General features: G+C 69.4%; 23 protein-coding genes. 11 read left to right on the top strand and 12 right to left on the bottom strand.

The genetic code is table 11. The features are described 5' to 3' along the window. Window positions 1-17 precede the first annotated feature (17 nt). A complete protein-coding gene (locus tag OHB13_RS16355) occupies window positions 18-608 on the bottom strand; it encodes a Uma2 family endonuclease (RefSeq protein WP_328377618.1) in 591 nt (196 codons plus the stop codon). Window positions 609-664: 56 nt separating this feature from the next. Next, window positions 665-1,492 carry a hypothetical protein gene (locus OHB13_RS16350; protein ID WP_328377617.1) on the bottom strand — a complete coding sequence of 276 codons (828 nt, stop codon included), beginning with the start codon at window positions 1,490-1,492 and terminating at the stop codon, window positions 665-667. Between the two features lie 479 nt (window positions 1,493-1,971). Here OHB13_RS16350 and OHB13_RS16345 point away from each other — a divergent pair, with 479 nt between their 5' ends. Both OHB13_RS16345 and OHB13_RS16340 read left to right on the top strand, forming a co-directional pair. Further along, window positions 1,972-3,075, top strand: a complete 1,104-nt coding sequence (locus OHB13_RS16345; protein WP_328377616.1) for a D-alanyl-D-alanine carboxypeptidase family protein — start codon at window positions 1,972-1,974, stop codon at window positions 3,073-3,075. 653 nt (window positions 3,076-3,728) lie between these two features. Further along, the gene (locus tag OHB13_RS16340) at window positions 3,729-4,103 is read left to right on the top strand and encodes a hypothetical protein (RefSeq protein ID WP_266855609.1); all 375 of its coding nucleotides are present in this window, start codon (window positions 3,729-3,731) and stop codon (window positions 4,101-4,103) included. A gap of 161 nt (window positions 4,104-4,264) precedes the next feature. On the opposite strand, the gene OHB13_RS16335 is transcribed toward OHB13_RS16340, so the two are convergent. Together OHB13_RS16335 and OHB13_RS16330 are read right to left on the bottom strand one after the other, a co-directional pair. Further along, on the bottom strand, window positions 4,265-5,668 hold the full coding sequence (locus tag OHB13_RS16335; RefSeq protein WP_328377615.1) for a DUF7507 domain-containing protein: 1,404 nt from the start codon (window positions 5,666-5,668) through the stop codon (window positions 4,265-4,267). A gap of 652 nt (window positions 5,669-6,320) precedes the next feature. Then, complete coding sequence (locus OHB13_RS16330) at window positions 6,321-7,202, bottom strand: glycosyltransferase family 2 protein (protein ID WP_328377614.1); 882 nt, start codon at window positions 7,200-7,202, stop codon at window positions 6,321-6,323. Window positions 7,203-7,458: 256 nt separating this feature from the next. Between OHB13_RS16330 and OHB13_RS16325 the strand changes: the two genes are divergently transcribed. Together OHB13_RS16325 and OHB13_RS16320 are read left to right on the top strand one after the other, a co-directional pair. Then, window positions 7,459-7,878: a hypothetical protein gene (locus tag OHB13_RS16325; protein ID WP_328377613.1), complete on the top strand. Its 420-nt coding sequence runs from the start codon at window positions 7,459-7,461 to the stop codon at window positions 7,876-7,878. Further along, window positions 7,875-10,214: a tetratricopeptide repeat protein gene (locus OHB13_RS16320; RefSeq protein ID WP_328377612.1), complete on the top strand. Its 2,340-nt coding sequence runs from the start codon at window positions 7,875-7,877 to the stop codon at window positions 10,212-10,214. The genes OHB13_RS16325 and OHB13_RS16320 overlap by 4 nt, the downstream gene beginning before the upstream one ends. A gap of 103 nt (window positions 10,215-10,317) precedes the next feature. Here OHB13_RS16320 and OHB13_RS16315 read toward each other — a convergent pair whose 3' ends face one another. Genes OHB13_RS16315 through OHB13_RS16305 form a run of 3 tightly spaced genes read right to left on the bottom strand, consistent with a single transcriptional unit; the run spans window position 10,318 to window position 11,795 of the window. Then, a complete protein-coding gene (locus OHB13_RS16315) occupies window positions 10,318-10,743 on the bottom strand; it encodes an acyl-CoA thioesterase (protein ID WP_328377611.1) in 426 nt (141 codons plus the stop codon). A 25-nt stretch (window positions 10,744-10,768) separates the two neighbouring features. Next, window positions 10,769-10,975 (bottom strand): DUF397 domain-containing protein, encoded by a 207-nt coding sequence (locus OHB13_RS16310; RefSeq protein WP_328377610.1) that lies wholly within the window; start codon window positions 10,973-10,975, stop codon window positions 10,769-10,771. Next, on the bottom strand, window positions 10,959-11,795 hold the full coding sequence (locus OHB13_RS16305) for a helix-turn-helix domain-containing protein (RefSeq protein WP_328377609.1): 837 nt from the start codon (window positions 11,793-11,795) through the stop codon (window positions 10,959-10,961). Before OHB13_RS16305 ends, OHB13_RS16310 begins: the two co-directional genes overlap by 17 nt. A 113-nt stretch (window positions 11,796-11,908) precedes the next feature. Between OHB13_RS16305 and OHB13_RS16300 the strand changes: the two genes are divergently transcribed. Further along, window positions 11,909-12,124 (top strand): hypothetical protein, encoded by a 216-nt coding sequence (locus OHB13_RS16300; RefSeq protein ID WP_266855615.1) that lies wholly within the window; start codon window positions 11,909-11,911, stop codon window positions 12,122-12,124. Beyond that, complete coding sequence (locus OHB13_RS16295; RefSeq protein ID WP_328377608.1) at window positions 12,121-12,327, top strand: hypothetical protein; 207 nt, start codon at window positions 12,121-12,123, stop codon at window positions 12,325-12,327. The genes OHB13_RS16300 and OHB13_RS16295 overlap by 4 nt, the downstream gene beginning before the upstream one ends. 103 nt (window positions 12,328-12,430) lie before the next feature. Here OHB13_RS16295 and OHB13_RS16290 read toward each other — a convergent pair whose 3' ends face one another. Next, window positions 12,431-12,607 carry a hypothetical protein gene (locus OHB13_RS16290; RefSeq protein WP_328377607.1) on the bottom strand — a complete coding sequence of 59 codons (177 nt, stop codon included), beginning with the start codon at window positions 12,605-12,607 and terminating at the stop codon, window positions 12,431-12,433. A 430-nt stretch (window positions 12,608-13,037) separates the two neighbouring features. Here OHB13_RS16290 and OHB13_RS16285 point away from each other — a divergent pair, with 430 nt between their 5' ends. The 3 genes from OHB13_RS16285 to OHB13_RS16275 all read left to right on the top strand — a co-directional run bounded on the left by OHB13_RS16285 (window position 13,038) and on the right by OHB13_RS16275 (window position 15,622). Beyond that, the gene (locus tag OHB13_RS16285; protein WP_328377606.1) at window positions 13,038-14,099 is read left to right on the top strand and encodes a C40 family peptidase; all 1,062 of its coding nucleotides are present in this window, start codon (window positions 13,038-13,040) and stop codon (window positions 14,097-14,099) included. Window positions 14,100-14,103: 4 nt separating this feature from the next. Continuing rightward, the gene (locus tag OHB13_RS16280) at window positions 14,104-15,069 is read left to right on the top strand and encodes a hypothetical protein (RefSeq protein ID WP_328377605.1); all 966 of its coding nucleotides are present in this window, start codon (window positions 14,104-14,106) and stop codon (window positions 15,067-15,069) included. Window positions 15,070-15,172: 103 nt separating this feature from the next. Continuing rightward, a complete protein-coding gene (locus OHB13_RS16275; RefSeq protein ID WP_266855620.1) occupies window positions 15,173-15,622 on the top strand; it encodes a spore-associated protein in 450 nt (149 codons plus the stop codon). Window positions 15,623-15,754: 132 nt separating this feature from the next. On the opposite strand, the gene OHB13_RS16270 is transcribed toward OHB13_RS16275, so the two are convergent. The 3 genes from OHB13_RS16270 to OHB13_RS16260 form a co-directional block, all read right to left on the bottom strand. Further along, complete coding sequence (locus tag OHB13_RS16270; RefSeq protein ID WP_328377604.1) at window positions 15,755-17,386, bottom strand: PTS transporter subunit EIIC; 1,632 nt, start codon at window positions 17,384-17,386, stop codon at window positions 15,755-15,757. 55 nt (window positions 17,387-17,441) lie between these two features. Then, a complete protein-coding gene (gene murQ, locus OHB13_RS16265) occupies window positions 17,442-18,389 on the bottom strand; it encodes an N-acetylmuramic acid 6-phosphate etherase (RefSeq protein WP_266855622.1) in 948 nt (315 codons plus the stop codon). Window positions 18,390-18,476: 87 nt separating this feature from the next. Then, on the bottom strand, window positions 18,477-19,415 hold the full coding sequence (locus tag OHB13_RS16260; protein ID WP_266855623.1) for a MurR/RpiR family transcriptional regulator: 939 nt from the start codon (window positions 19,413-19,415) through the stop codon (window positions 18,477-18,479). A gap of 152 nt (window positions 19,416-19,567) precedes the next feature. Here OHB13_RS16260 and OHB13_RS16255 point away from each other — a divergent pair, with 152 nt between their 5' ends. Continuing rightward, on the top strand, window positions 19,568-19,918 hold the full coding sequence (locus OHB13_RS16255) for a hypothetical protein (protein WP_164262680.1): 351 nt from the start codon (window positions 19,568-19,570) through the stop codon (window positions 19,916-19,918). Beyond that, a complete protein-coding gene (locus OHB13_RS16250) occupies window positions 19,915-20,181 on the top strand; it encodes a DUF4031 domain-containing protein (protein WP_266855624.1) in 267 nt (88 codons plus the stop codon). The genes OHB13_RS16255 and OHB13_RS16250 overlap by 4 nt, the downstream gene beginning before the upstream one ends. A gap of 45 nt (window positions 20,182-20,226) precedes the next feature. Here OHB13_RS16250 and OHB13_RS16245 read toward each other — a convergent pair whose 3' ends face one another. Beyond that, complete coding sequence (locus OHB13_RS16245) at window positions 20,227-20,829, bottom strand: Uma2 family endonuclease (RefSeq protein WP_328377603.1); 603 nt, start codon at window positions 20,827-20,829, stop codon at window positions 20,227-20,229. Window positions 20,830-20,875: the final 46 nt, after the last annotated feature.

The raw sequence follows: 20,875 nt of genomic DNA, 5'->3' as shown, positions 1-20,875 counted from the left end.
TTCTCCTGGGGGCGTCGTCAGTGGGCGTAGTCCTTGAGCTTCCCGGTCTCCAGCATGATCGAGACGGGCGTGGGAAGCGTGACCGTGGCGCCGTAGGCGTGGGATGTGCGGGTCAGGTATTCGCCCCGCTCCGGCTCGCTGTAGACGACGAGCTTCTCCGTGTCCCGGTCGACGAGCAGGTAGACCGGGATGCCTGAGGCCGCGCAGCCGTCGCGCTTCTCCACGCGGTCGCGGAGGTCGGTGTCGGAGTCGTGCGAGGTGACTTCCACGGCCATGAGGATGCCTCCGGGGTGCGCCCACTCTCCTTGCCCCGAGAAGTGGCCGGTGGGGGCCAGTGCGCCGTCAAGTCGGGCTCGGCCTTGCCGATAGGACTCGACCTTGACTCCTTGCTCCGGGTACAGGCCCAGTTCAGGTCGCTGCTGGATGCACTGGCGCAGCAGCCACATGATGATTTCTCCGTGGTCGCCGTCCGGCACGGGCTTGACCCCAAGCTTTCCATTGATGAATTCCAGTGCCACTGTCTCGGGAGCGTGGCGGGCGAGTTCCTCGAAGTCCTCTACGGACATCTGGGCGTGGTCCTGGGCGTGATCAGCGGTGCTGGGGGTCATGGCGTCGCCTCCTCCCCTACATCGTGCCCTGCTCGGGGGCCGAGTGAGCTGAACGGTCATGTGCGGGTCCTTTCGGGCTGTCGGGTCGCTGCCGCCGCGCGGGCCTGTGCCGCCCGGGTGTGGACCTGGGCCGGGGTGAGCGGTGCGGGGCGGCGTACGGGCCTGCCCCGGCACTCCGCGCACTCACCGCCGGGCAGGGCTTCCGGGCGCCCGGGGGCCCCGCACTTGCCGCACTCCAGGATCCGCAGCGCTGGGCGGGCGACGCATGGCGCCGGGCGGGGCGGGCGCTCGGGCGGGAGCTTGTCGGTGAGCCGCCTGCGGACGAGCGCGGACGCGCGGTGTACGGGGGTGGGCAGTCCGGCGGTCAGGGCGTGCAGCATCTCGGGTTCGGTGGCGCCACGGTCGAACCACGTGGCGGCGAGGGGCTCCAGCGCGGCACAGTCCGCCGCCGACAGGCTCAGTGAGGGCGCGGTGCGGCCGAGGGCGGCCAGCAGGATGAACGCCCTTGAGCGGGTGGGCCGTTGTGGTGGAGGTGCGTCCTCCGGTACGCCTCCGGTGGTGAAGGCGGCCCACCAGGCGTCGTCGCGGGCGGTGCGGGAGAACCACGTACGGGTCACCCAGCGGGCGCTGTCCGACCCGATCAGGTGCTCGCTGCCCCGGCGCAGATGCCCGGCGCGCTGAAGGGCGTTGAGCGCGGTGCGCAGGGCGCACTGCCCGTACGGAAGGACCTTGGCCAGCGTCTTCACCGAGATGTCGGCCCCGTCCGGCAGCCGGTCGATGTACGCGGCGATGGCCGCTTCGCGCGGCGGCAACAGGGTGAAATCTGTTGCGGAATGCGGGCGTTGACCGGGAGCGGAGCGCTTTCCGTACCCCGGATTGGCCATCGGGTGAGGGGCCCCGTGTGTCGGGTACAGGGCAGGATTAAGGTGGCTGTCAGCCATGGATCGAACTCCGATGCTTATCGATCTGGATGGTCAGGCCCCGGAGCCGGTGTTGGCGCACCGACCGGGGCCGTTCACGTTCTGTGAGCACGCTAGAGCCTGGCAACTGCCCGTGGCAAGTCGGTCACGAAAAGTCAACAGGACGCGCGGGGAGGGTGGTTGGGTGGGATATCAGACCCTCCACCCGATCACTGTTAAGAGTGCTCGGGGCGCGGGACTTGAGCCCCGGGGCCGCGCTGCGCGGAACGGAACCCTCCATGACCCCGCTCGTGGGGTCACTGGTCCCACCAGTCTCCTGCGCAACATCTCCACACCCGGACGTGGGCGGATCGGCGGTCGTCGGCATCACACAGGTAGGTCGCTACGAAACGCGTTACCGCTACAGACCGGCGTGCCTGCGCCGGAAGGAAGGAGGGACCTCCATGGGTTCCCACGCCCGCCCCAACCGGATACACCGCACGGGGGTTCGCATCGCGACGGCCGCACTGGTCGGGGTCGCTCTGCCTCTCACCGCCGGCGGCCTCGCCGAGGCGGCCACCCCCGGTGCCACGCACTCCGCCGACGACAACGGCGCGCAGGGCAGCGAGGCCACCACCCCGGCCGGCCAGGACCAGCATGCGCAGCAGCAGTCCCGGACGGCCCGGACGGCGCAGCACGCCGTCAAGGTCAAGACCGCCGCCCAGGACGCCCAGGTCGCTCAGGACGCTCGGGTCGCTCAGGTCGCCAAGGATCAGGCCGGTCCGCAGATCAGCGCCGATCACGCTTTCCTGCTGGATGCCCGCGACGGCAGCCAGGAGCGGGAGATGTGGGCCGGGGCCAAGGCCGACGAGAGCGTCCCGATGGCCAGCACCACGAAGATCATGACCGCCCTGGTGGTGCTCAAGCACCCGGAGTGGCTGAACCACCGGATCACGGTGAAGCAGGCGTACCGGGACTACGTGCAGAAGGCGGGTGGCAGCACGGCCGACCTCCAGACCGGTGACACGCTGACCGTCGAGCAGCTGATGCACGCCATGCTGGTCCCGTCCGGTGACGACGCGGCGATGGCCCTGGCCGACAACTTCGGTTCCGGCGCCACCCAGGACGCGCGGATCGCGGACTTCGTGAGCCAGATGAACGCCGAAGCACAGCAGCTGGGCCTGACCGGCACGCACTTCGACACCTTCGACGGCATCTCGCACGGCAACAACCACAGCACCGCCCGCGATCTGGCCAAGCTCGGCCAGCGCGCGATGCTGCAGCCGGTGTTCGCCGACATCGTGAACGAAAAGCAGTTCAAGACCGAGGCCCCGGCGGCCAACGGCCACACCCGGTACTACACCTGGAACACCACCAACGAGCTGCTGGGTACGTACGACGGTGCCCTGGGCGTCAAGACCGGAAGCGGCCCGGAGGACGGCTACTGCGTCGTCTTCGCCGCCAAGCGGGACAACCGCACGCTGGTCGGCGCGATCCTCAGGGAAGACACCGACAAGGCCCGCTTCGACGACGCCGCCAAGATGCTCGACTGGGGCTTCGCCCACTGATTCGACCCTGATCGGACAGTGCCCCCGGCATTGAACGCGTACCGCGTCATTCCGCGTGCGGCACCCGAAGGCCCCTGCCCCGTCCCCACGGCGGGCGAGCGGGGGCCTTCTGGGCCTTCAGTCTTCTGGCGAAACCGTTGTGTGCGTGGGGAGTTGCGTCGCTACTGTTGAAGCGAGTGTGCGACCGGGCCGAGGGGGACGCGGTGGCGGATGCGGCCAAGGCACTGAACGCCTCGGCTGCCGCCTCCTCCGACGACACCAGTGGAGAGCCTGACGGCGTCGGCGTACAACCGTGACCGCGCTGTCCGGGCTCGGCGTCCGGGTGCTGCTCATCGGTGCGGGCGCCCACGACGCTCACCTCCTGCCGTGCCGTGCCGCGTCCGTGATCGTCGTACTCGACTGCTGCTTCTCCGGCCGCGCCGATCTCGGCAGCCGCAACCCGTCGACCGTCGCGCTGCCGCCCGCACACGGCATGTACGTACGCAGCTCCGCCGAACAACTCGCACTCGCCCCGCAGGACGCCGAGTACTCCGCGTTCACTGGTGAACTGATCCGGCTCCTCGATGAGGGCGACCCGCTCGGACCGCCTCATCTGACGCTCGACGCGGTGTACGAGTATCTGTTCCGCACCACGGGGCCATCGGGACCTCCGAGTGCGGGAAGACCTGGTCTCCGCGGCGTTCGGCCCGGACGGCGGAACTCTGGCCCTGACGATCAGATCGACGCCCGGTGCGTCCACCGGTACGGTCGACAGCCATATCGCGCTCTGGGACGTCGGCAAGCCGTCCTCCGCGCAGCTGCTGGGCACTTTCGCGTACGACGAGGACTTCGAGAGCTCCCCGCTCTCCTACAGCAGTGCCGCCCAAGGGCCCCCGCTGCTGGCCTCGATGGACGCCCCGGCGACCGTCTGGAACACTGATCCCGCGTTCATGATCAAGGTGATGTGCCTCAGCGCCGGCGACGTGATCACGCGCGACGAGTGGTCCCGCTACGTCCCGAACGCGCCGTACGCGCCCCCGTGTTCGTAGGGATGCGAGGCCCGGATCAGGCGGCGGGGGACACCTCAGGACGACCAGCGACCGGGTGCGTGAGCACACTGCCTGATGGTCCGGTTTCCCCCGCCGACTGGAAGATCAGCGCCTTGCGATACCGCGAAGACGCCGGGCGCTGCTCGCGAAGACGCCGGGCGCTACTTCCGGGTGGAGCAGGGGTCGCAGCAGGAGGGGGCGGGTTCGACGCAGACGCTGACGGTGTCGGCGTTGTTGGTGGTGTCGGGATCCTTTTCGTTGCCGGTGGCGGTGGCGGTGTTGTTGATCAGGCCGGCCTTGGTGGCCTTGGCCCGCAGCACGAGGGTGGCCGTGGCGCCGTCGGGCAGGTCGCCCACGGCCCACTTACCGGTGGCCGGGTCGTAGGTTCCGGGTGTGCCGTCGGCGGACAGGAAGGTGAGGCCGTCCGGGAGCTGGTCGGCGACGGTGACCCCGGTGGCCTGGTTCGGGCCGGCGTTGTGCACGGTGATGCGGTACGTCACGGTCTGGCCGACGGTGACGGTGGTCGCGTCGGCTGCCTTCGCCACGGTCAGGTCGGCAGCCGGTTTGACCTGCGTGACCTGCTCGTTGGAGGTGGACGTCAAGTTCTCGGGCTTGTCGCCCAGCCGGTTCTCGTACGAGGCGGTTGCGGTGTTGCTGATCTGCTTGCCGCCGCTGGCCCGCTCGATGATTGCCCGGTACTCCACCGTCGTTCCTGCTGGCAGGGTCCCGGTGTTGGGCAGACTGCCTCCCTTGACGCCGGAGGCGCCGTTGCCGAGATGGAAGACGACCTTGTCCGCCGCAGCGTCGTAGGAGGCCTGGTCGTCACCTTGCGCGTCGCTCTTCGCTCCGGCATTCGGGCCTTCGACGATCCGCAGTGAGCCGGGAAGGTACGTCGTGCCCTGCGGGACGACGTCGGTCAGGACGAGGTTCTCGGCCCCGCCGCCGCCTTCGTTCGTGGCGGTGATGCGGTAGGTGACGACGTCGCCCACCTCCAGCGGCCCGACGGGAATGGCGGTCTTGGTGAGCACCACGTAGGGAGCGGTGCCGAAGAAGATGCCGTCGAGGAAGTTGCCGATGCTCTGGTTGCCACCGGCGGCGGAGACGGAACGGAAGGCGAAGCGGGTAAGCGTCTGGCCCGCCGGGACGGTGTAGGTGCCCGTGTAGTAACCCCAGGCCGTGTTGCCGTCGGTGAAGCGCCTCTGCTCCACCGTGGAGTTCGGCGCACCGATGTCCAGCGCCATGGTGTCGTCCCCCTGGCGGCCACGGTGGTACAGCCGCCAGTACAGCTTCGTGCCGGGCGTGGTCGGCAAATCCTGGTAGAGAGTGGAGACTTGATTCGCATTGAGCTCGGCGAACTGGGTGCCATCGGCCGCCGGTACACCGTTGAAGCCCGAATGCCACAGCTCGATCCTGTGGTCGGATGCGGTGGTGAGCCAGCCCGGGACCCGCTTGGACGCCTGTGTCTGCGAGGCGTCCGGCAGGATCTCCACACCGCTGACGGTGGGCTGTTCGAAGCTCCCGTTGGCCAGGGCGACCCGGAGCGGAGCAGCAGGAGACGTAGCCATTGTTCTTCCCCTCGATCGATGCTGCTGGAGTGCACCGCCGACCGGCCGCACCTCTGCGCACCGTGGCGGAGCCGAAAACCCCAGAAGCGCATCGCATTCATATGGCGACGTAAAGTGACACTTGGGTATGACCGGCCAATCCCGTCGGGTGGGTTTACGAAGCGGGCTCCCGCACAACTCCCGCCCTCTCGTCCCCCGTGCCGACGTCGGCATCCCGTCCCCGCCACACCCGCCTCCCCGCTCTCTCCCTCCCATCGCGTCATGACGCAAAGCCCCCGTAGCGCCTCTGGTACTCGCCACTGCGCAGGGTGAATCAGCCGCCGCCGAAGTTGACGTTCCCGGTTCGTTCCGCCGGGCGAACTCGCCGGTGGGCCTCGTCGGGAACCGGCCGTCGATCGACGTCCGTGCCGGGCGGCGCCCGCCCGGCCAGCCGCGCCAGGTGCTCGCGCTCGGCTGTGCTGTGGGCGTGATGCCGTAAGCCTTCGCGGTCGGCTGTAGCGGCGACGGGCGACTCAGGGTTCGATGACCTGAGCCATCCCCACGATCACGGCGGAGAACATCGCTGCATGGATCGAGACCGGATCAGCACTCGTTCAGCACTAGTACGGGCGAAGCATCGGACGGGAGTCCGCCTCACGAGGCCGGACCCCGTTCAGAGGATCGGTGGGCGCCCCAGCCTGGTCATGTGCCACACCGTGCGCCACTTCATCGGGTTGCGTGAGCCGCACGGCGTCCGCACACCTTCTGCGAAGCCGCCCCACCATGCCGTGAGGCCGGCCAGAGAACGGATACGCGCCAGGGTGAGCAAGATCCACACGCCGAGATAGACCGGGATCAGGAGGGCCGGGAGCCTACGGCGGGCGAGCCACACCCGATTCCGGGCGGTGAAACGGTAGTAGACCGGATGTCGCGCCGGAGAGGTCGCCGGATGCTGGAGGACGAGCTCCGGTTCGTAGAGGATCTTCCACCCCGCGTCGAGTGCGCGCCAGGCCAGATCGGACTCCTCGTGCCCGAAGAAGAACTCCGCCGGCCACAGCCCGACCTCTTTGAGCATGGGCATCGAGAAGGCGTGTCCGCCACCGAGGAACGCGGTCACCGGGCCGCGCCGCATCGGATCGTCGGCGCGGAGCCGCGGAACCCAGCGCCGCTCCGTGCGACCGTGTTCGTCGGCGACCCGGAACCCGGTGATCCCCAGCCGCGGGTCCGCCGCGAACAACCGCTGAACCGTGCGGAACACGTCGTCCCTGATGAGCAGGCCATCGTCATCCAGTTCGAGGACGACATCGACCTCGCCCGACTCACGCAGCATCTCCAGTCCGACATTGCGGCCGCCCGGGCAGCCCAGGTTCTCGGCGAGCGGGACCTTGGTCACGTTCGCCGCCACGTCCACGTCGGTGAGGGGTGTGGCGTTGCCGATGAGCACCACTCTCGCCGCCCGCACATCCTGCTTCTCCACCGAGGCGAGCAGCGCCTCCAGCTCCTGCGGGCGAGTGCCCATCGTCACGATGACGACTCCGAGGCGCGGCAGTGGCATAGCGGCAAACTCCAGTGGTCGGCGAGGCCGCTGATGCTAGCGGCCGCAGCAGATCAGCCGGTCCGCCGGGCGATCGTGAAGCCGTCTCCGCGTCAACCAGGCGCACAGCGACGATGCTTGGGTCGGACGACACCGGAGCAGAGCGCTGTGGGCGTCGTTCAGGCGCTCCGTGGACGGCTGGTCAGCCAGTGTTCGGGTCGGGGCACTTGGCCTAGGGTGATGCTCTGTTGACGAGGTGTGACGGAGGGGGATGGCCATGGATCCGGAGATCGCTGCCTTAGCGAGTACCGCGGGAACAACACTGGTCACCATGCTGACTACCGATGCCTGGAACAGCGTCAGGGACGGGCTCGTGTCGTTGTGGCAGCGTGCCCAGCCCGACAGGGCACCGGCCATCGCCGGAGAACTCGATGTGACCCGAGATGAGTTGCTCGGTGCTCAGGCCGTTGGCGATCGGGAGGCCGAAGCTGAGGTCAGAGCCGAGTGGCAGGGCCGCATCCGGCGTCTCATCGCCGCTCATCCCGAGCTCATCGAGGAGCTGAGGGCGATGGTCGCCGAGCTGGCCCCCGACGATGCTGCGCCGCCGACCGTAACTCAGCGTGCCACCGCCTCCGGGCGAGCGCGCGTTTACCAATCGGGTCGCGACATGCGGATCAACGGGACCGAGGGCGCATGAGCGAGGACGGTTCTGCGCGTGCCGCAGCCTACGGGCAAGGGCGGATCTTCCAGTCCGAGCGGGACATCCAAGTCACCGAACACCACCACCATGGCGCGCCGGACGCCTCAGGCCGGGCCACCGGCCCCGCCTCGGTGCGGGTGGCGCTGTCGGCGCCGCTGCGTGCGGCGCTGCTCGACAGGGAGGAGCTGCGCGAGGAGCTCCTGGCCGCACTGGACGCCGACGGCGGGGTGCACGTGCTGCATGGGTTCGGGGGCTGCGGGAAGACCGCTGTGGCACGGTGGTTGTTCGATCAATCGGCCTCGTCCCGGGTCGCGCTGTGGGTGGATGCTTCAACAGAGTCGCAGCTTCGCAGCGGCATGCTGGCGGTGGCGGCGGACAGGGGAGCGTCGTCGGAGGAGGTGCGGGCCGCCCAGGAGGGCCGGCGGGCCGCGGCCGATCTGGTGTGGCAACGGCTCGACATGTCCCCTGAGCCGTGGCTGCTGGTGCTGGACAACGCGGATGACCCGCGGGCCCTTCGGGATGGATGGCTGCGTGGCAGTCCGCGGGGAACGGTACTGGTAACCAGCCGTCAGTCCGTCGATCCCGCCTGGACCGGCGTGGGGGCACGGATGCACCGGGTTGATGTGCTGCCGGCGGTTGAGGGTGCGCAGCTGTTGCATGACCTGGCGCCCGGAGACCACCAGCCCGAAGCGACGATGCGGTTGGCGCAGCGGCTGGGGTTTCATCCGCTGGCGCTCACCTTGGCCGGTGGCTTTCTCTCCCAGCAACTGCTCGAAAGCTGGACGGTCGAGCAGTACTTGGAGCGACTGGGCGAGGATCCAGCCGCCCTGCTGGACCGAGGCGCGAGCCTGGAGAGCGGTGCTCGGGAGCGGCTCAGTCGCACCTGGCAGCTCTCGCTGGACGCCTTGGCGCAGCGTGGTCTGCCCGAAGCGACAGCCATTCTGCAACTGTTGGCATGCTGGGGGCATGCTCCGGTACCTGTAGCGCTGCTCGCTCCGTCGGCGATGCTCGCGGCGGGGGTACCCGGGCTTGCGGGCGAACGCATCGAAGCAGGACTGCGCGGCCTGCTGTCGGCGTCGCTTGTGGACCTCTTCGAGGTACCAGGTGGTGTAGGCGGACGACGAGTACGGTGCGTCACCGCGCATGGACTCTTGCTGGAAACGATCGCGGCAGGTGTTCCCGAGGAGCAGCGAGCGGAGCTGCACGGAGCGGCCTCCGCCTTGGTGAACCGGGCCGTACTTGGTGGAGACGTGAGTACGGTGCGCCTGGTGGAACCGCACTTGTTGGCGCTGCTGGAGAACAGCGCCACCGCCGGCCATGTTCTGGACGCAGCACGCCGGGTGCGAGACACCTACGATGTCGCGGGCCAGTGGGCGGACTCTCTTCCCTTCGCCGCAGCGTTGGTTGAAGCCGCCTCAAGAGAGGGGGCAGCCGAAGGCATCGTGGCGGTCGCTGACTCAATTGCACTGGGGAAGACCATTCACATGAGTGGGGACTTCGCCGGAGCGGAGCCCGTGCTCAAGAAGGCGCTGGATGCGGCGACGGCACTGGCAGAGGAATCGCCGCTGCTTCAAGCCGACGCCTGCCTTCAGTTGGCGTTGTGTTACGCCAAGGGCGGGCGGAATGCGGAAGCCATTCGGCTTCTCCATCGGTCCGGCGAGATCAGGCATCGCATCCTTGGGCCGGCGCATGCCGACACTGCGGAGGTGTTGCTTACGGAGGTGGACAGCCATTACCTGATGGGAAACTACGGGGTGTCACTCCGTGTTGCTCAGCAGCTGATGGATCTCGTGCCAAGCCTTCACGGTGAGCGCAGTGACGTGATCGCCGTCACGGCTCCTCTGATCACCGCGACGGCAATGCGAAAGGCCAAAGAGTCACGGTCTCCGGAAAGTCCATGGCGAACAGTCGTAGCGACCTCAACAGCAGATGACACTGCACATTTGGATGCCCAGGAACTTGATTGGAATCTGGTGTGGGAGCGAGCGCAGGAAGCCCTTGGTGCTCACATTTCCCACTTCGGTCCTGACCACCCCCAGACAGCCTCGGCCCGGTATAATCTTGCACTCACTGCTTGGGGATACGGTGATCAGGAAACAGCGATTTCCGAGCTCAGGAGAGCGGTCGGTATTCGGGCGGCGCACTTGGGAGTGGAGCACCCGTGGACCATCATGGTCAACGCGGACTTGGCCCTATGTCTGGCGCTACGAGGTGATACCGAAGAGGCTCCCGCGCTAGCGGAGAAAGCCTACGCTGCCGCACTCCGCATTCTTGGACCCCAGCATTTCATCACTCTGCGGTGTGCCGCCGCCCGCAAGGTTGCCTCTTCGTGAACAGCCGGCATGCATCTGCGCCACGGCCGACTGCCGCGAGGCCCCGCACCGGGGCAGCGGCAGCGGCGAGCAGCCAGTGCCCCGGTGTCATTTGTCGGTGGGGTCAGAGGCCGAAGGCAGACGGGTCTGTGGCGAGGGACCGGAAGTACTCGCGCGGATTCTCCACGAGCTTGCGCGCTGTGAGGTCCATTAGTCCTGCCGTAGCGGTCACTTCGGCGGCCACGGTCCCGTCCGTCTTACGGATGATCTGCTCGATCCGGAACGTCTTCCGCTCGCCGAACACGAAGGCGCAGGTCACCTCCACGCCGTCGCCCGCGCGGAGCTCACGCCGGTAGCGGATGGTCGTCTCCAGCGTTACGGGGCCGACACCCTTGTCCAGCAGGTCGCTCTGCTGGATGCCGCCGTGTCGCAGCAGTGACCACCGGGCGTGCTCCGCGTACTGGAGGTAGACGCTCTGATTGAGGTGGCCCTGCGCATCGGTCTCGTACCCACGCACGACGATGTCCACCGAGAACGGTTCTGCTGCCATGACGTTCCCTCCGGGGGCAGTGGGCTCAGGGGTTCCTGAGGTCCGTTACGAACGCGGCCCAGATGGGGGCCCGGAACACGAGCGCCGGGCCGCCCGGGTTCTTGGAGTCGCGGACGGGGACGATGCCTGGGAAGTCCTGGGCTACTTCCAGACAGTCGCCGCCGCTGCCGTCGCTATAACTGGACTTCTGCCAGGTGGCCGTGGACAGGTCGCAATCAATGGTCCTCGTCATGCTCGTAATCCTGCGCCACTGATTCGATCAGGGCCAGGGATTCTTGCGGTGACAATGCGCTGGCCACGAGAAGCTCGTAGGCCATTGAGTGACGTCTGACCGTGGACGGGTCGTCTTCCAGCTGCCCTGCCCCAGGGCCCTGAAGGTACGCCAGCGGCGGTGCGTCCTCGAACGCCATGAGCTTGACCGCCCCGCCCATGGCCGCGTGCCCGCCCGCCGAGAACGGCAGCACCTGCACGATGACCCGGTGCTTCCGCACCAGGGCCGCCACGTGCCGCAGCGCACTTGCCGCCGCCGCCCCACCCACCTTCCGACGCAGCACCGCTTCGTCAAGTACGACCCACAACAGGGGGGTTGTTGGATCCGTCAGCAGGTGTGCCCGTTCCAGTCGCGCTGCGACCAGGGCGTCGATCACGTCCTCCGTGGCCGTCGGCTGGTAAGCCCAGAACACCGCCCGCGCGTACGCCTCCGTCTGGAGCAGCCCAGGAATCAGCTGCGGCGCGTACTCCTTGATCGTTGTCGCGTCGGCCTCCGCCTCGGCCGCCGCAGCGAAGTGGTCCGGGTACTTGGACTTCGCGGCAGCCATGCAGTTCCGTACGAAGAAGCCCCCCGTGCCCAGGATCTCGTCTATCTGCCGGGCGTACCCCAAGTGCATCCGCCGGGTGCCCGCCTCCAGCTGGCCGATGAACGAGCCGCTGACGAAGAGCGGGGCGCCCAGTTCCTCCTGGCTGAGGCCCGCCTGCTCGCGGGCGAAGCGGAGTTCGGCGCCGAGGAGGGCACGGGGGGAGGAGGACGGGTCGAGATTCTTGGGGCCTGGCATGACAACTCCCGTTCCACGGGTTGGCTTGTTGGGCCTTGAGTACTGTTCAGGCTAGCCCGAGTTGGACACGCTGAGTGAGGAGAGCGGAACACTCAGTGTGAGAGGTAGTGGTCATGGCGCTGACACAGCAGGAGCGGGTACGGGCGGCCGAGCAGGCCGTGGAGGACCTGCGGGCGGGGTTCAAGGAGGTGGGCGTCAGCCTGCCGTCGCTGCGGGTGGACCCGGTGTCGTGCGCGAACGCCGAACCGTTGCCGCTGGTGGAGCTGGGCCGGTGCAACCTGGATACGGCGCTGCGCCTGGCCGCCGTACTCCAGCAGGCGCGGTCATGAGCGGGGCGGCCGAGTACGTCATCGACTCCCGTAGCGGGCGGGTCGGGCAGGTCATGGCGCGCGAGGGCGGCAGCGTGCAGCTGCGGCCGCCGGGCGGCGGGCGGGAGTGGGACTGTCCGCCGGACGCGGTGGATCCGGCCCTGCCGGGGGAGGTGTTGCGGGCCCGGGTTGCGGAGTTGAACCGGGCGGGGCGGTTGCCTTGATAGGGAGAGAGCCCCGCAGCGGCGGTCCTGCTGCGGGGCTCGACATGCCGCTGCCGCTACCGCTGTGGCAGGCGGTCGATGATCCGGGAACCGAGTTCTTCGGTCACGAGGGAGTGCGCCTCGTTCTGGGACGCCAGCTTGAACTCGTCCAGCCCGTTTCCTCCGGGGCCAGGCCGTCCACCGGGGTGTACAGCTCGTCGTGGGTGGCGACGCCCTTGATGTCCACGGCGCTGACCGCCGGCACGAAGCAGTGCTCGCGGATCAGGGCCTCCGAGGCCATACCGGCGTACGCGGGCAGGTCGTTGAGCGCGTCGGCGAGCGTGCCTGTCCGGAATGCGCGCGGCGGTGATGGTGGTGACGGGGGTCCCCCGGGCTGCTGGGGCTGCCCATCGAGGCGTGGAGCGAACCGGACAACCCCGTGGTCGCGCCGCCCGGCGAAGTCTGTCGGGAAAGTCTCCGTGATCGCGCAGGCGGGAGGGGTGGCCGGTCCCGAGCCCCTGTCAGGGATTCCTGCGAGAGATGGGCGAGTTGCCTACGAGGACATTGACACGCGCGGGGATGCTGGGATCGGCCGTTCGAGTGAGGGTAGTGTGTTCATAGGTTGAAGATGCCTGTATGCCCTCGTGATGTGTCGTGATGCCTCGTGGTGGCGACCGCGAGGGCAGGTCGTCCGTCCGAGCTCCCGCATGTGACCTCTGAAAGTGGCACCGATGAATGTGTCGACCGGCGGACGGCTGCGAGGCCGGGCCACCGTAGCAGCCCTTGTCTGCGCGATCGCCCTGATACCCGGGCCGAGTTACGCGGCTCCGAACGCCCCCGGGCCGCGGAACGACTCGTCGATCGAGCGAATCCGTACCGAACTGGACGGCCTCTACCGCCAGGCGGAGGTGGCCACCGAGGCGTACGACGCCGCCAACGACAAGGCGACCAAACAGACGAAGCGCCTGGCGTCGCTGCAAACGGAACTCGCCCGCGCCGAGGGCCGGGTGGACGACCTGCACGACCTGCTGGGTGCGGCGGCCCGGACGCAGTATCGCGGGGGCTTTCTCGCCTCCACGGGCGTTCAGTTGCTGCTCGGTGACCATGCCGACCAGGCGCTGAACGAGGCCTCCCAGACCCGCCAGGCCATGCAGGGCATCGCCAACGCCTCCGAGGCCCAGAAGTCCGCCCGCGCGGAGCTCGGCAGGCGCACCGATGCGGCCGCGAAGGAGTTGCGCGATCTGAAGCGCACCCGCGCGGACAAGGCCGGGGCGAAGAAGGAGATCGAGAAGAAGATCGCCGAGGCCGAGCGGATCGAGTCGGGGCTGGAGGAGAAGGACACCCGCAAGCTGGCCCAGTTGGAGAAGCAGCGGGCGGATGCGTCCAAGTCCAAGTGGCCGGGCTCCGGTTCGGGTGGCGGCTCGGGCGACGGGACGAAGGTGAGCGGCGCGGCCGGGAAGGCCGTCGGCTTCGCCATGGCCCAGATCGGCAAGCCGTACGTGTGGGGCGCCGTGGGCCCCTCGTCGTACGACTGCTCGGGACTCACCTCCGCGGCGTGGGCGGCGGCCGGGCACCCCATCCCCCGTACCTCGCAGGCGCAGTGGCAGGGACTGACCCGGGTCAGCCTGGCTTCCGCGCGGCCCGGCGACCTCATCATCTACTACGACGCCACGCACGTGGGCATGTACATCGGAGGCGGACAGGTCGTCCACGCCCCACGGCCCGGACGCACGATCACGACTGCGCCGGCCGCCTCCATGCCCATCCTCGGCGTCGTCCGACCCGGAGTCTGAGCAGATGTCCCACTCGCTGATGCCCCGTGATGAGGGGAACCTGCCCGCGCTCAGCGCACCGCCGCTGATCCGTCTCGACGCGTACGTGGCCGAGGACGGGTCGACGGTGGTCAACGGCCATCTGCTGGAGATGGGCGGCGGCGTGCGACCGCCCAACGAGGCGATTCTCGATGCCATCACCATGTTCGCCCGCACCCTGGGAGCCCCGGTGGCGGCGACCGTCATCGACCGCAGCGTGCAACAGGTGGCGCGGCTCCGGGTGTACCCCGACGGCTCCAGCCGGACCATCGCCGAGGAGGAGGACCTTCCGCCCGGACCCGAGCGGACCGCCGCGGAGGAGGAGGCGTTTCCTCCGCTCGCCCGCGTCGAGCGGATCATCCAGCACGCGCGGCGCGAGGAGCTGCATGCCGCGTTCGTCATGGCCAGCGCGCTGCGGGAGCATCTGACGCTGCGCAGGGGCGCGGAGGACGAACTGTCGATGGAGGCACGGGCGATCGAGGCGTACATCGCCTATCTGCGCGGCGATTACATGATCTCCACCGTCCTCGCGCTGACCGTGGCGCGCATCCGCTGCCGCACCGACCTGAGCCGGGCCGCGCCCGAGGTGGCCCGTGCCACCGCGGCATGGCAGCGGATGTCGGGCGAGGGGCAGGTGGGGACCCGGGGGCAGGAACTGCTGCACATGTGGGAGCGGTTGGCCGCGGAGGGCCATTTGCAGGAAGCGTCTCACCACGCCATGGCCCAGGCCGTCCGGAGCCGGCTCGAACGGGGCAGCCAGTACCCGCACGGGCCGGCCGCTCCCGCCTCGGCACCGGCCCTGACCGCCGCTCAGGGACCGTCCCAGGGAACGGCCCAGGGACCTCCCCAGGGTCCGGCTCAGGGGCCGGTCGCCCCCGAGGACAAGCCTCTCGCGCCCACCCGGAGGGGGTTGCGGCGCTTCACCAGGTGGCCGGGCCGGTCAGCCGGCTGAGGCGGTGTCCCCGCCCCGGCGGCCCCGGCGGCACAACCATCCGTGCCGTTCGCGGGTCACATCAAGTGGGAGCAAACCGCTCTCGGGGACGCAAGGGGGAAATATGAGAATCGCGCGTAATATCGCGGCTGCCGGGGCGCTGACCGCACTGGCGGTGGGCGCCACGACCGCGCTCGGCACGACCGCCTCCGCCGCACCCAACGTCACACCCCAGGGCGCCTGCGGCAGCGCCTACAAGACCGTGAACTCGGCGCCGATCGGCTCGCGGGGCACCGTCTACCTCACGTACAACTCCTCGAACGGCAAGAACTGTGTCGTGACCATCCGCTCCACCCCGGGCAAGGCCACGTACATGTCCACCTACATCTCCATCCCCGACAACGACGCATGGGCCGGGGACTCGGGCAACTACACCTCCTACGCCGGACCTGCCTACGCCTACGGCAAGGGCTACTGCGTGAGCTGGGGCGGCACCATCGACAACGTGTCCGTGTCGGTCGAGCACTCCAACTGCGCCGCGCTGAAGGAGCACCGGGTCACCGCGATCCGCTGACCCGGCACCGTAGCGCTGAGCGGCCCGGCTCGGGAGCCGGGCCGCTCAGTACATGACCGGTATCGGGCCGGTCAGCTGCCTGCCGTGCGGGCGCCGGCCGTCAGGGCCGCTGACCGTCGGGCCCGACGGCCGTCAGGCCGTGCTCGGTGCGTTCTCCGGCTCCGGGGCCGTCGGTCCGGGGCCTGCCGGGGTGGCGGCCGGGGCCGTTGCCGGTGTGGTTGCCGCTTCCTCCGCCTCGGCGTTGAGCTCTGCCAGCATCGTCCTGCTGAAGCCGAAGAAGTACGTCGCCACGAAGCCCGCGACATAGCCCGCCAGCAGGCCGCCCGCGTAGATCGCGATCGACGTGGTCAGTGTGTGGTCGCCCTTGAGCAGCGGGAACAGCGCCCAGCCCGAGGGGCCGATCGCCGTGGAACCGACCGTGGTGCCCAGCTGGTTGAAGAGGCCGACGAAGCCGCCGCCGAATGCGCCGCCGACACACGCCGTGATGAACGGGCGGCCCAGCGGGAGCGAGACGCCGTAGATCAGCGGCTCGCCCACGCCCAGGAACCCCGCCGGGAGCGCCGACTTGATCGTCTTGCGGATCGACTTGTTCTTCGGGAGGCGCAGATAGACCGCGATGGCCGCACCGACCTGACCCGCGCCCGCCATGGCCAGGATGGGGAGCAGCACGGTGTAGCCCTGCTGCTGGATCAGCGTCGTGTGGATCGGGATCAGCGCCTGGTGCAGCCCCAGCATCACCAGCGGCAGGAACAGTCCGCCGAGGATGAAGCCCGCGCCCGCGCCGCCGTGCGCCAGCAGCCAGGTCGCGAAGGTGCCGATGGCGGTGGACACCTGACCGGCCAGATACATCAGGCCGAAGAGCGTGACCAGGCCCGAGGCCAGCACCGTGATGGTCGGGGTGAGGAGTACGTCCAGGGACTGCGGCATCCAGCGCCTGCACCACTTCTCGACGTACACCGCCAGTGCCGCCGCACCCAGTGCGCCGAGGACGCCGCCCTGGCCGGGGGAGAGCTTCTCGCCGAAGGCGGTCACGTTCGTCACGCCCGGGAAGACGATGATCGCCGCGACCGCGCCGCCCAGGATGGGCGTCCCGCCGAACTCCTTCGCCGTGTTGTAGCCGACGAAGACGGCGATGAGCGCCATGAAGCCGGACGCGATGGCGGCGAGCGCCGGGGTGACGCCGGGCAGCCAGCCCGCGTTGACCAGCAGGCCGTTGATACCGGCGATGATGCCGCAGCCGATGAGGGCGGGGATCAGCGGTACGAAGATGTTCGCGATCTTCCGCAGGAAGAGCTTGAACGGGGTCGCGTTCTTCGCCTTCCGCGCCGCCTTGATGGCCGCGCCCTGAGCGGCCAGCTCATCGGCGGTGGCTGCTCCGCCGGCGGGGGCGCTGGTGGCCTCGGCGGAGAGGGCGGCGGCCGGGGCGGAGGGTGCTGCCTCCGGCGCCGCCGCCCGGCCCTCCGCCACCAGCGTCTCGAACTCCGGCGTGACACGGGCGACCGCGCCGGGGCCCAGCACGATCTGGTACGTGTCGTCGTCGACCACGCCCATGACGGCGGGCAGCGCCTTCAGCGCCTCTTCCTGCACGAGCGAGCGGTCGGCCAGGCCGAGCCGCAGCCGGGTCATGCAGTGGACGGCGGAGGTGACGTTCCGCGCGCCGCCCACGAGGGGGAGGATCGCGGCGGCGGTGGCGCGGTTCTTGTCGCCGTTCTTGCCGCCGCGGTTTCTGTCTTCTGGCGTGCTGGGAGTGCTGGGAGTGTTCATGGTGCGTGGTGCCTCTGGGTTCAGGTGGCGCTCCGGTGGAGCGGGAGTTCCAGAGTCAACTGGTGCGGGCCGTTGACTGGAGAGCGGCGCGCAGATGTCCCCCGGTCTCTTCGAGAAGGTGCGCCGCGGTGGGGGCGTCCACGGCGCCCAGGACGATGAGGATGGCGGTCTTCACCTCGCCGTCGGCAGCGGCCAGCGCCTGCTCGATCTCGGCGTCGTCGGCGCCTGTCGCGAGCGCGACGATACGGCGCGAGCGGGCCCTGAGCTTCTCGTTCGACGCCCGGACGTCGACCATGAGATTCCCGTACGTCTTGCCGAGCCGGATCATGGTGATGGTCGAGAGCATGTTGAGGACGAGCTTCTGTGCGGTGCCCGCCTTGAGCCGGGTCGATCCGGTGAGCAGCTCGGGTCCGACGACGACCTCGATGCCGTGCTCGGCGGCGTCCCCCAGCGCGCTCTGCGCGTTGCAGGAGATCCCGACGGTGAGGGCGCCGCGCGCACGGGCGTGCTCGACCGCGCCGATCGCGTACGGGGTGCGGCCCGACGCCGAGATGCCGACCACGGTGTCGTCGGCGGTGAGGTGCAGCGCGTCCAGGTCGGCCGCCGCGAGCTCCTTGGAGTCCTCGGCGCCCTCGACCGCCTTGACCATCGCGGACGGGCCGCCCGCGATCAGGCCCAGCACTTCGGAGGGGTCGGTGTTGAAGGTCGGCGGGCACTCGCTGGCGTCCAGCACGCCCATCCGGCCGGCGGTCCCGGCGCCCGCGTAGACGAGCCGGCCACCGCGTGCCATCCGCTCGGCGGTGGCGTCGATGGCGGCGGCGATCTGCGGGAGCTGCGCGGCGACGGCGGCCGGCACGGTGGTGTCCTCACCGTTCATCAGCCGGGCGATCTCCTCGGTGGGCAGCTGGTCGATCTCGGCGAGCTCGGGCCGGAACGCCTCGGTGGTGAGGGTGTCCAGCTGGGCGCGCAGCGCTCCGTAGTTGTTGGAGGCGGTGGAGGTCATGGTGTGCGGCTCTTTCCGGTTCAGCGCTTCTGCGGTCATGCGGTGCGGTGATGCGGGGTGGCTCTGCGGTGATTCTCGGGTGGGGGCTCAGCGGCTGCTGTTGGTGCGCGGGGTGTGGCGGTGGGCGAGTGCTTCGTACGAGGCGGAGAGCGCGGGGGCCGCCCGGTCGTACGTCCGCTGCATGACCCCGATGAACAGGCAGTCCACGACCAGCAGCTGGCTGGTACGGGAGGACATCGCGGCGGGCCGCAGTTCGCTCTCGCGGGCGGTGGACGTGGTGAGGATGTGGTCGGCGTACTGCGAGACGCGGCCGTCCGGGCGGCCGGTGATCGCGATCGTCGTCGCCCCGTGCTCGAAGGCGGTGTGCAGCGGCTCTATGACGTCACCGGTCGCGCCGGAGTGGGTGATCGCGATGGCCACGTCGCCGGAGCGGAGCTGAACGGCGTTGGTGACGGCGAGGTGCGGGTCGCTGTGCGCGTGCGCTATCAGGCCGATGCGCAGCAGCTTCTGGGCGAGGTCCTGGCCGACGAGCGAGGAGGCGCCGACGCCGTAGATGTCGATGCGGCGGGCGGTCGAGAGCGCGGAGACCGCGGCGCCGAGCTGGACGGTGTCCAGGGCGGCCGCGGTGTCGGCGAGGGTCTGCTGCTCGTCGTAGGCGAGCTTGGCGACGACGTCCGCGATCGGGTCGTCGACGGCGATGTCGGCGGTGACGGCGGGGGCCCGGCCGGACTGCTGCTGGGCGGCGAGTCCGGCGAGTGCCAGGCGGAGGTCCCGGTAACCGGGGTAGCCGAGTATGCGGGCCGTACGGACCACGGTGGCCTCGCTGGTGCCGGTGAGTTCGGCGAGACCGGTGACCGTGAGGGCCGCGCAGCCTGCCGGATCGCCCGCGACGGCCTCGGCGACCAGCTGCATCGAGCGCGTCATGGAGGGCGCCAGGGTGCGGACCTTGGCGGCCAGGGCGGCGGGGGCAGGAGGGGCGGAAGGGGTGGAAGCGCCGGTGAAAATTTCCTTCACGTTGTTGGTCACATGTGAAAGATATTTTCGGACGCAAGGGGCGTCAACCCCGCGTGGACCTCCCTCCGAACCTCCCTCCGAACCTCCGTCCGTCCGGGCTCTCCGGTCGGTCTTCACCCGTAACCGGCCGGCCGGTTCTCTCGCCGACCGGGGACAATGGAGGCATGGATCCCGTGACTCCCCTCGAACAGTCCCTGCACGAAGCGCGGGCGCTGGTGCTCGCCGACCTCGCGTCCCGCGATGTGGCCGAGGCCGATGTGGTCTCGCTGGTGGAGGACGCGGTGACGCATCGCCGCTGGTGGGTGGAGCAGTGGCCGCAGGGCGCCGAGTTCGTCGCCGGTCTGGTGGCCCAGGACGTCCAGGACGCGCTCCTCGAACGGTACGGCCGCTGGCCGCTCTGCCCCGTCTGCCAGGACCCGCACGCACTGGAGGTCGAGCCGGAACTGGGCCCCGACCCGCACTGGGTCTGCGCCAAGGAGGCCGTGATCGTGGCCCCGGTGGGCGCGCTCTCGTGACGCTGTACATCGACCCGCCGACCTGGCCGGGCCACGGCAGAATGTGGTCGCACCTGGTCAGCGACATCTCGTTCGAGGAACTGCACACGTTCGCCGCGGCGATCGGCTGCCCGGCCCGTGCCTTCGAACGGGACCACTACGACCTGCCGTCACACCGGTACGCGGACGCGGTGGCGGCGGGAGCGGTCGAGATCGGCTCGAAGGAACTGGTACGCAGACTCACGGCGGCCGGACTGCGCCGCCCGAAGGGGCGCCCGGCGTAGGAGGGGCGGAGCGCTGTGCTGGTCAGAGCCGGGGCGCCGGGCCGTTCAGAGAGGGAAGGCGCCTGTGTCCAGGACTCCGCCGAAGGGGTCCGGAAGCTTCACCTGGTCGCCGAACGGGATGCGCTCGCTGTGCTTGTACGCACCGTTCAGGGGCGCGCTGAAAAGCGTGGTTGTCGGGCCGTGCTCATCGAACCGGTCGATCAGGAGATAGGCGGGCACGGGTGCGTGCGCGTAGGCCCAGAGCTTCTTGGTCCGGTCGTCCTTGGCATTGCTCCTGGACGTGATCTCGACAACCAGCAGCGCTTCGGCGGCGTCCACGGGGTCGCTGGTGTCGGGATCGGCGGCGGCGATCAGTGCGGCCGGCATGACGACCAGGTCGGGCACGTACAGCTTGTCCAGCCGGGCGATGTGGATGCCCAGCGTCTGGTAGATCTCCAGGTCTTCGGACAGGGTCCGATACAGCGACCGCTGCACCTTGGCTGCGATGTCGTGTTGATGTGCGTGTGGCGGCGGTACGACGAGGATCCGCCCTCCGTCGATCTCGGCGCGCCACCCCTCGGGCACGCCCAGCTCCCGCCAGGCCCGCAGCAGGTCGTCCCAGGGACGACGGTGCGGCATCCGGTCGTTCTCGGCCATCGCGGCGGTCATCGCGACTCCCTTCTTCGGTGGCCCGGCCGGGGCGAGCGTAGATCGA

It is taken from the genome of Streptomyces sp. NBC_00440 (genome assembly GCF_036014215.1).
GTDB lineage: Bacteria > Actinomycetota > Actinomycetes > Streptomycetales > Streptomycetaceae > Streptomyces.
Note: the sequence above shows the minus strand (reverse complement) of the source record. Positions and strands in the feature narration are given on the sequence as shown.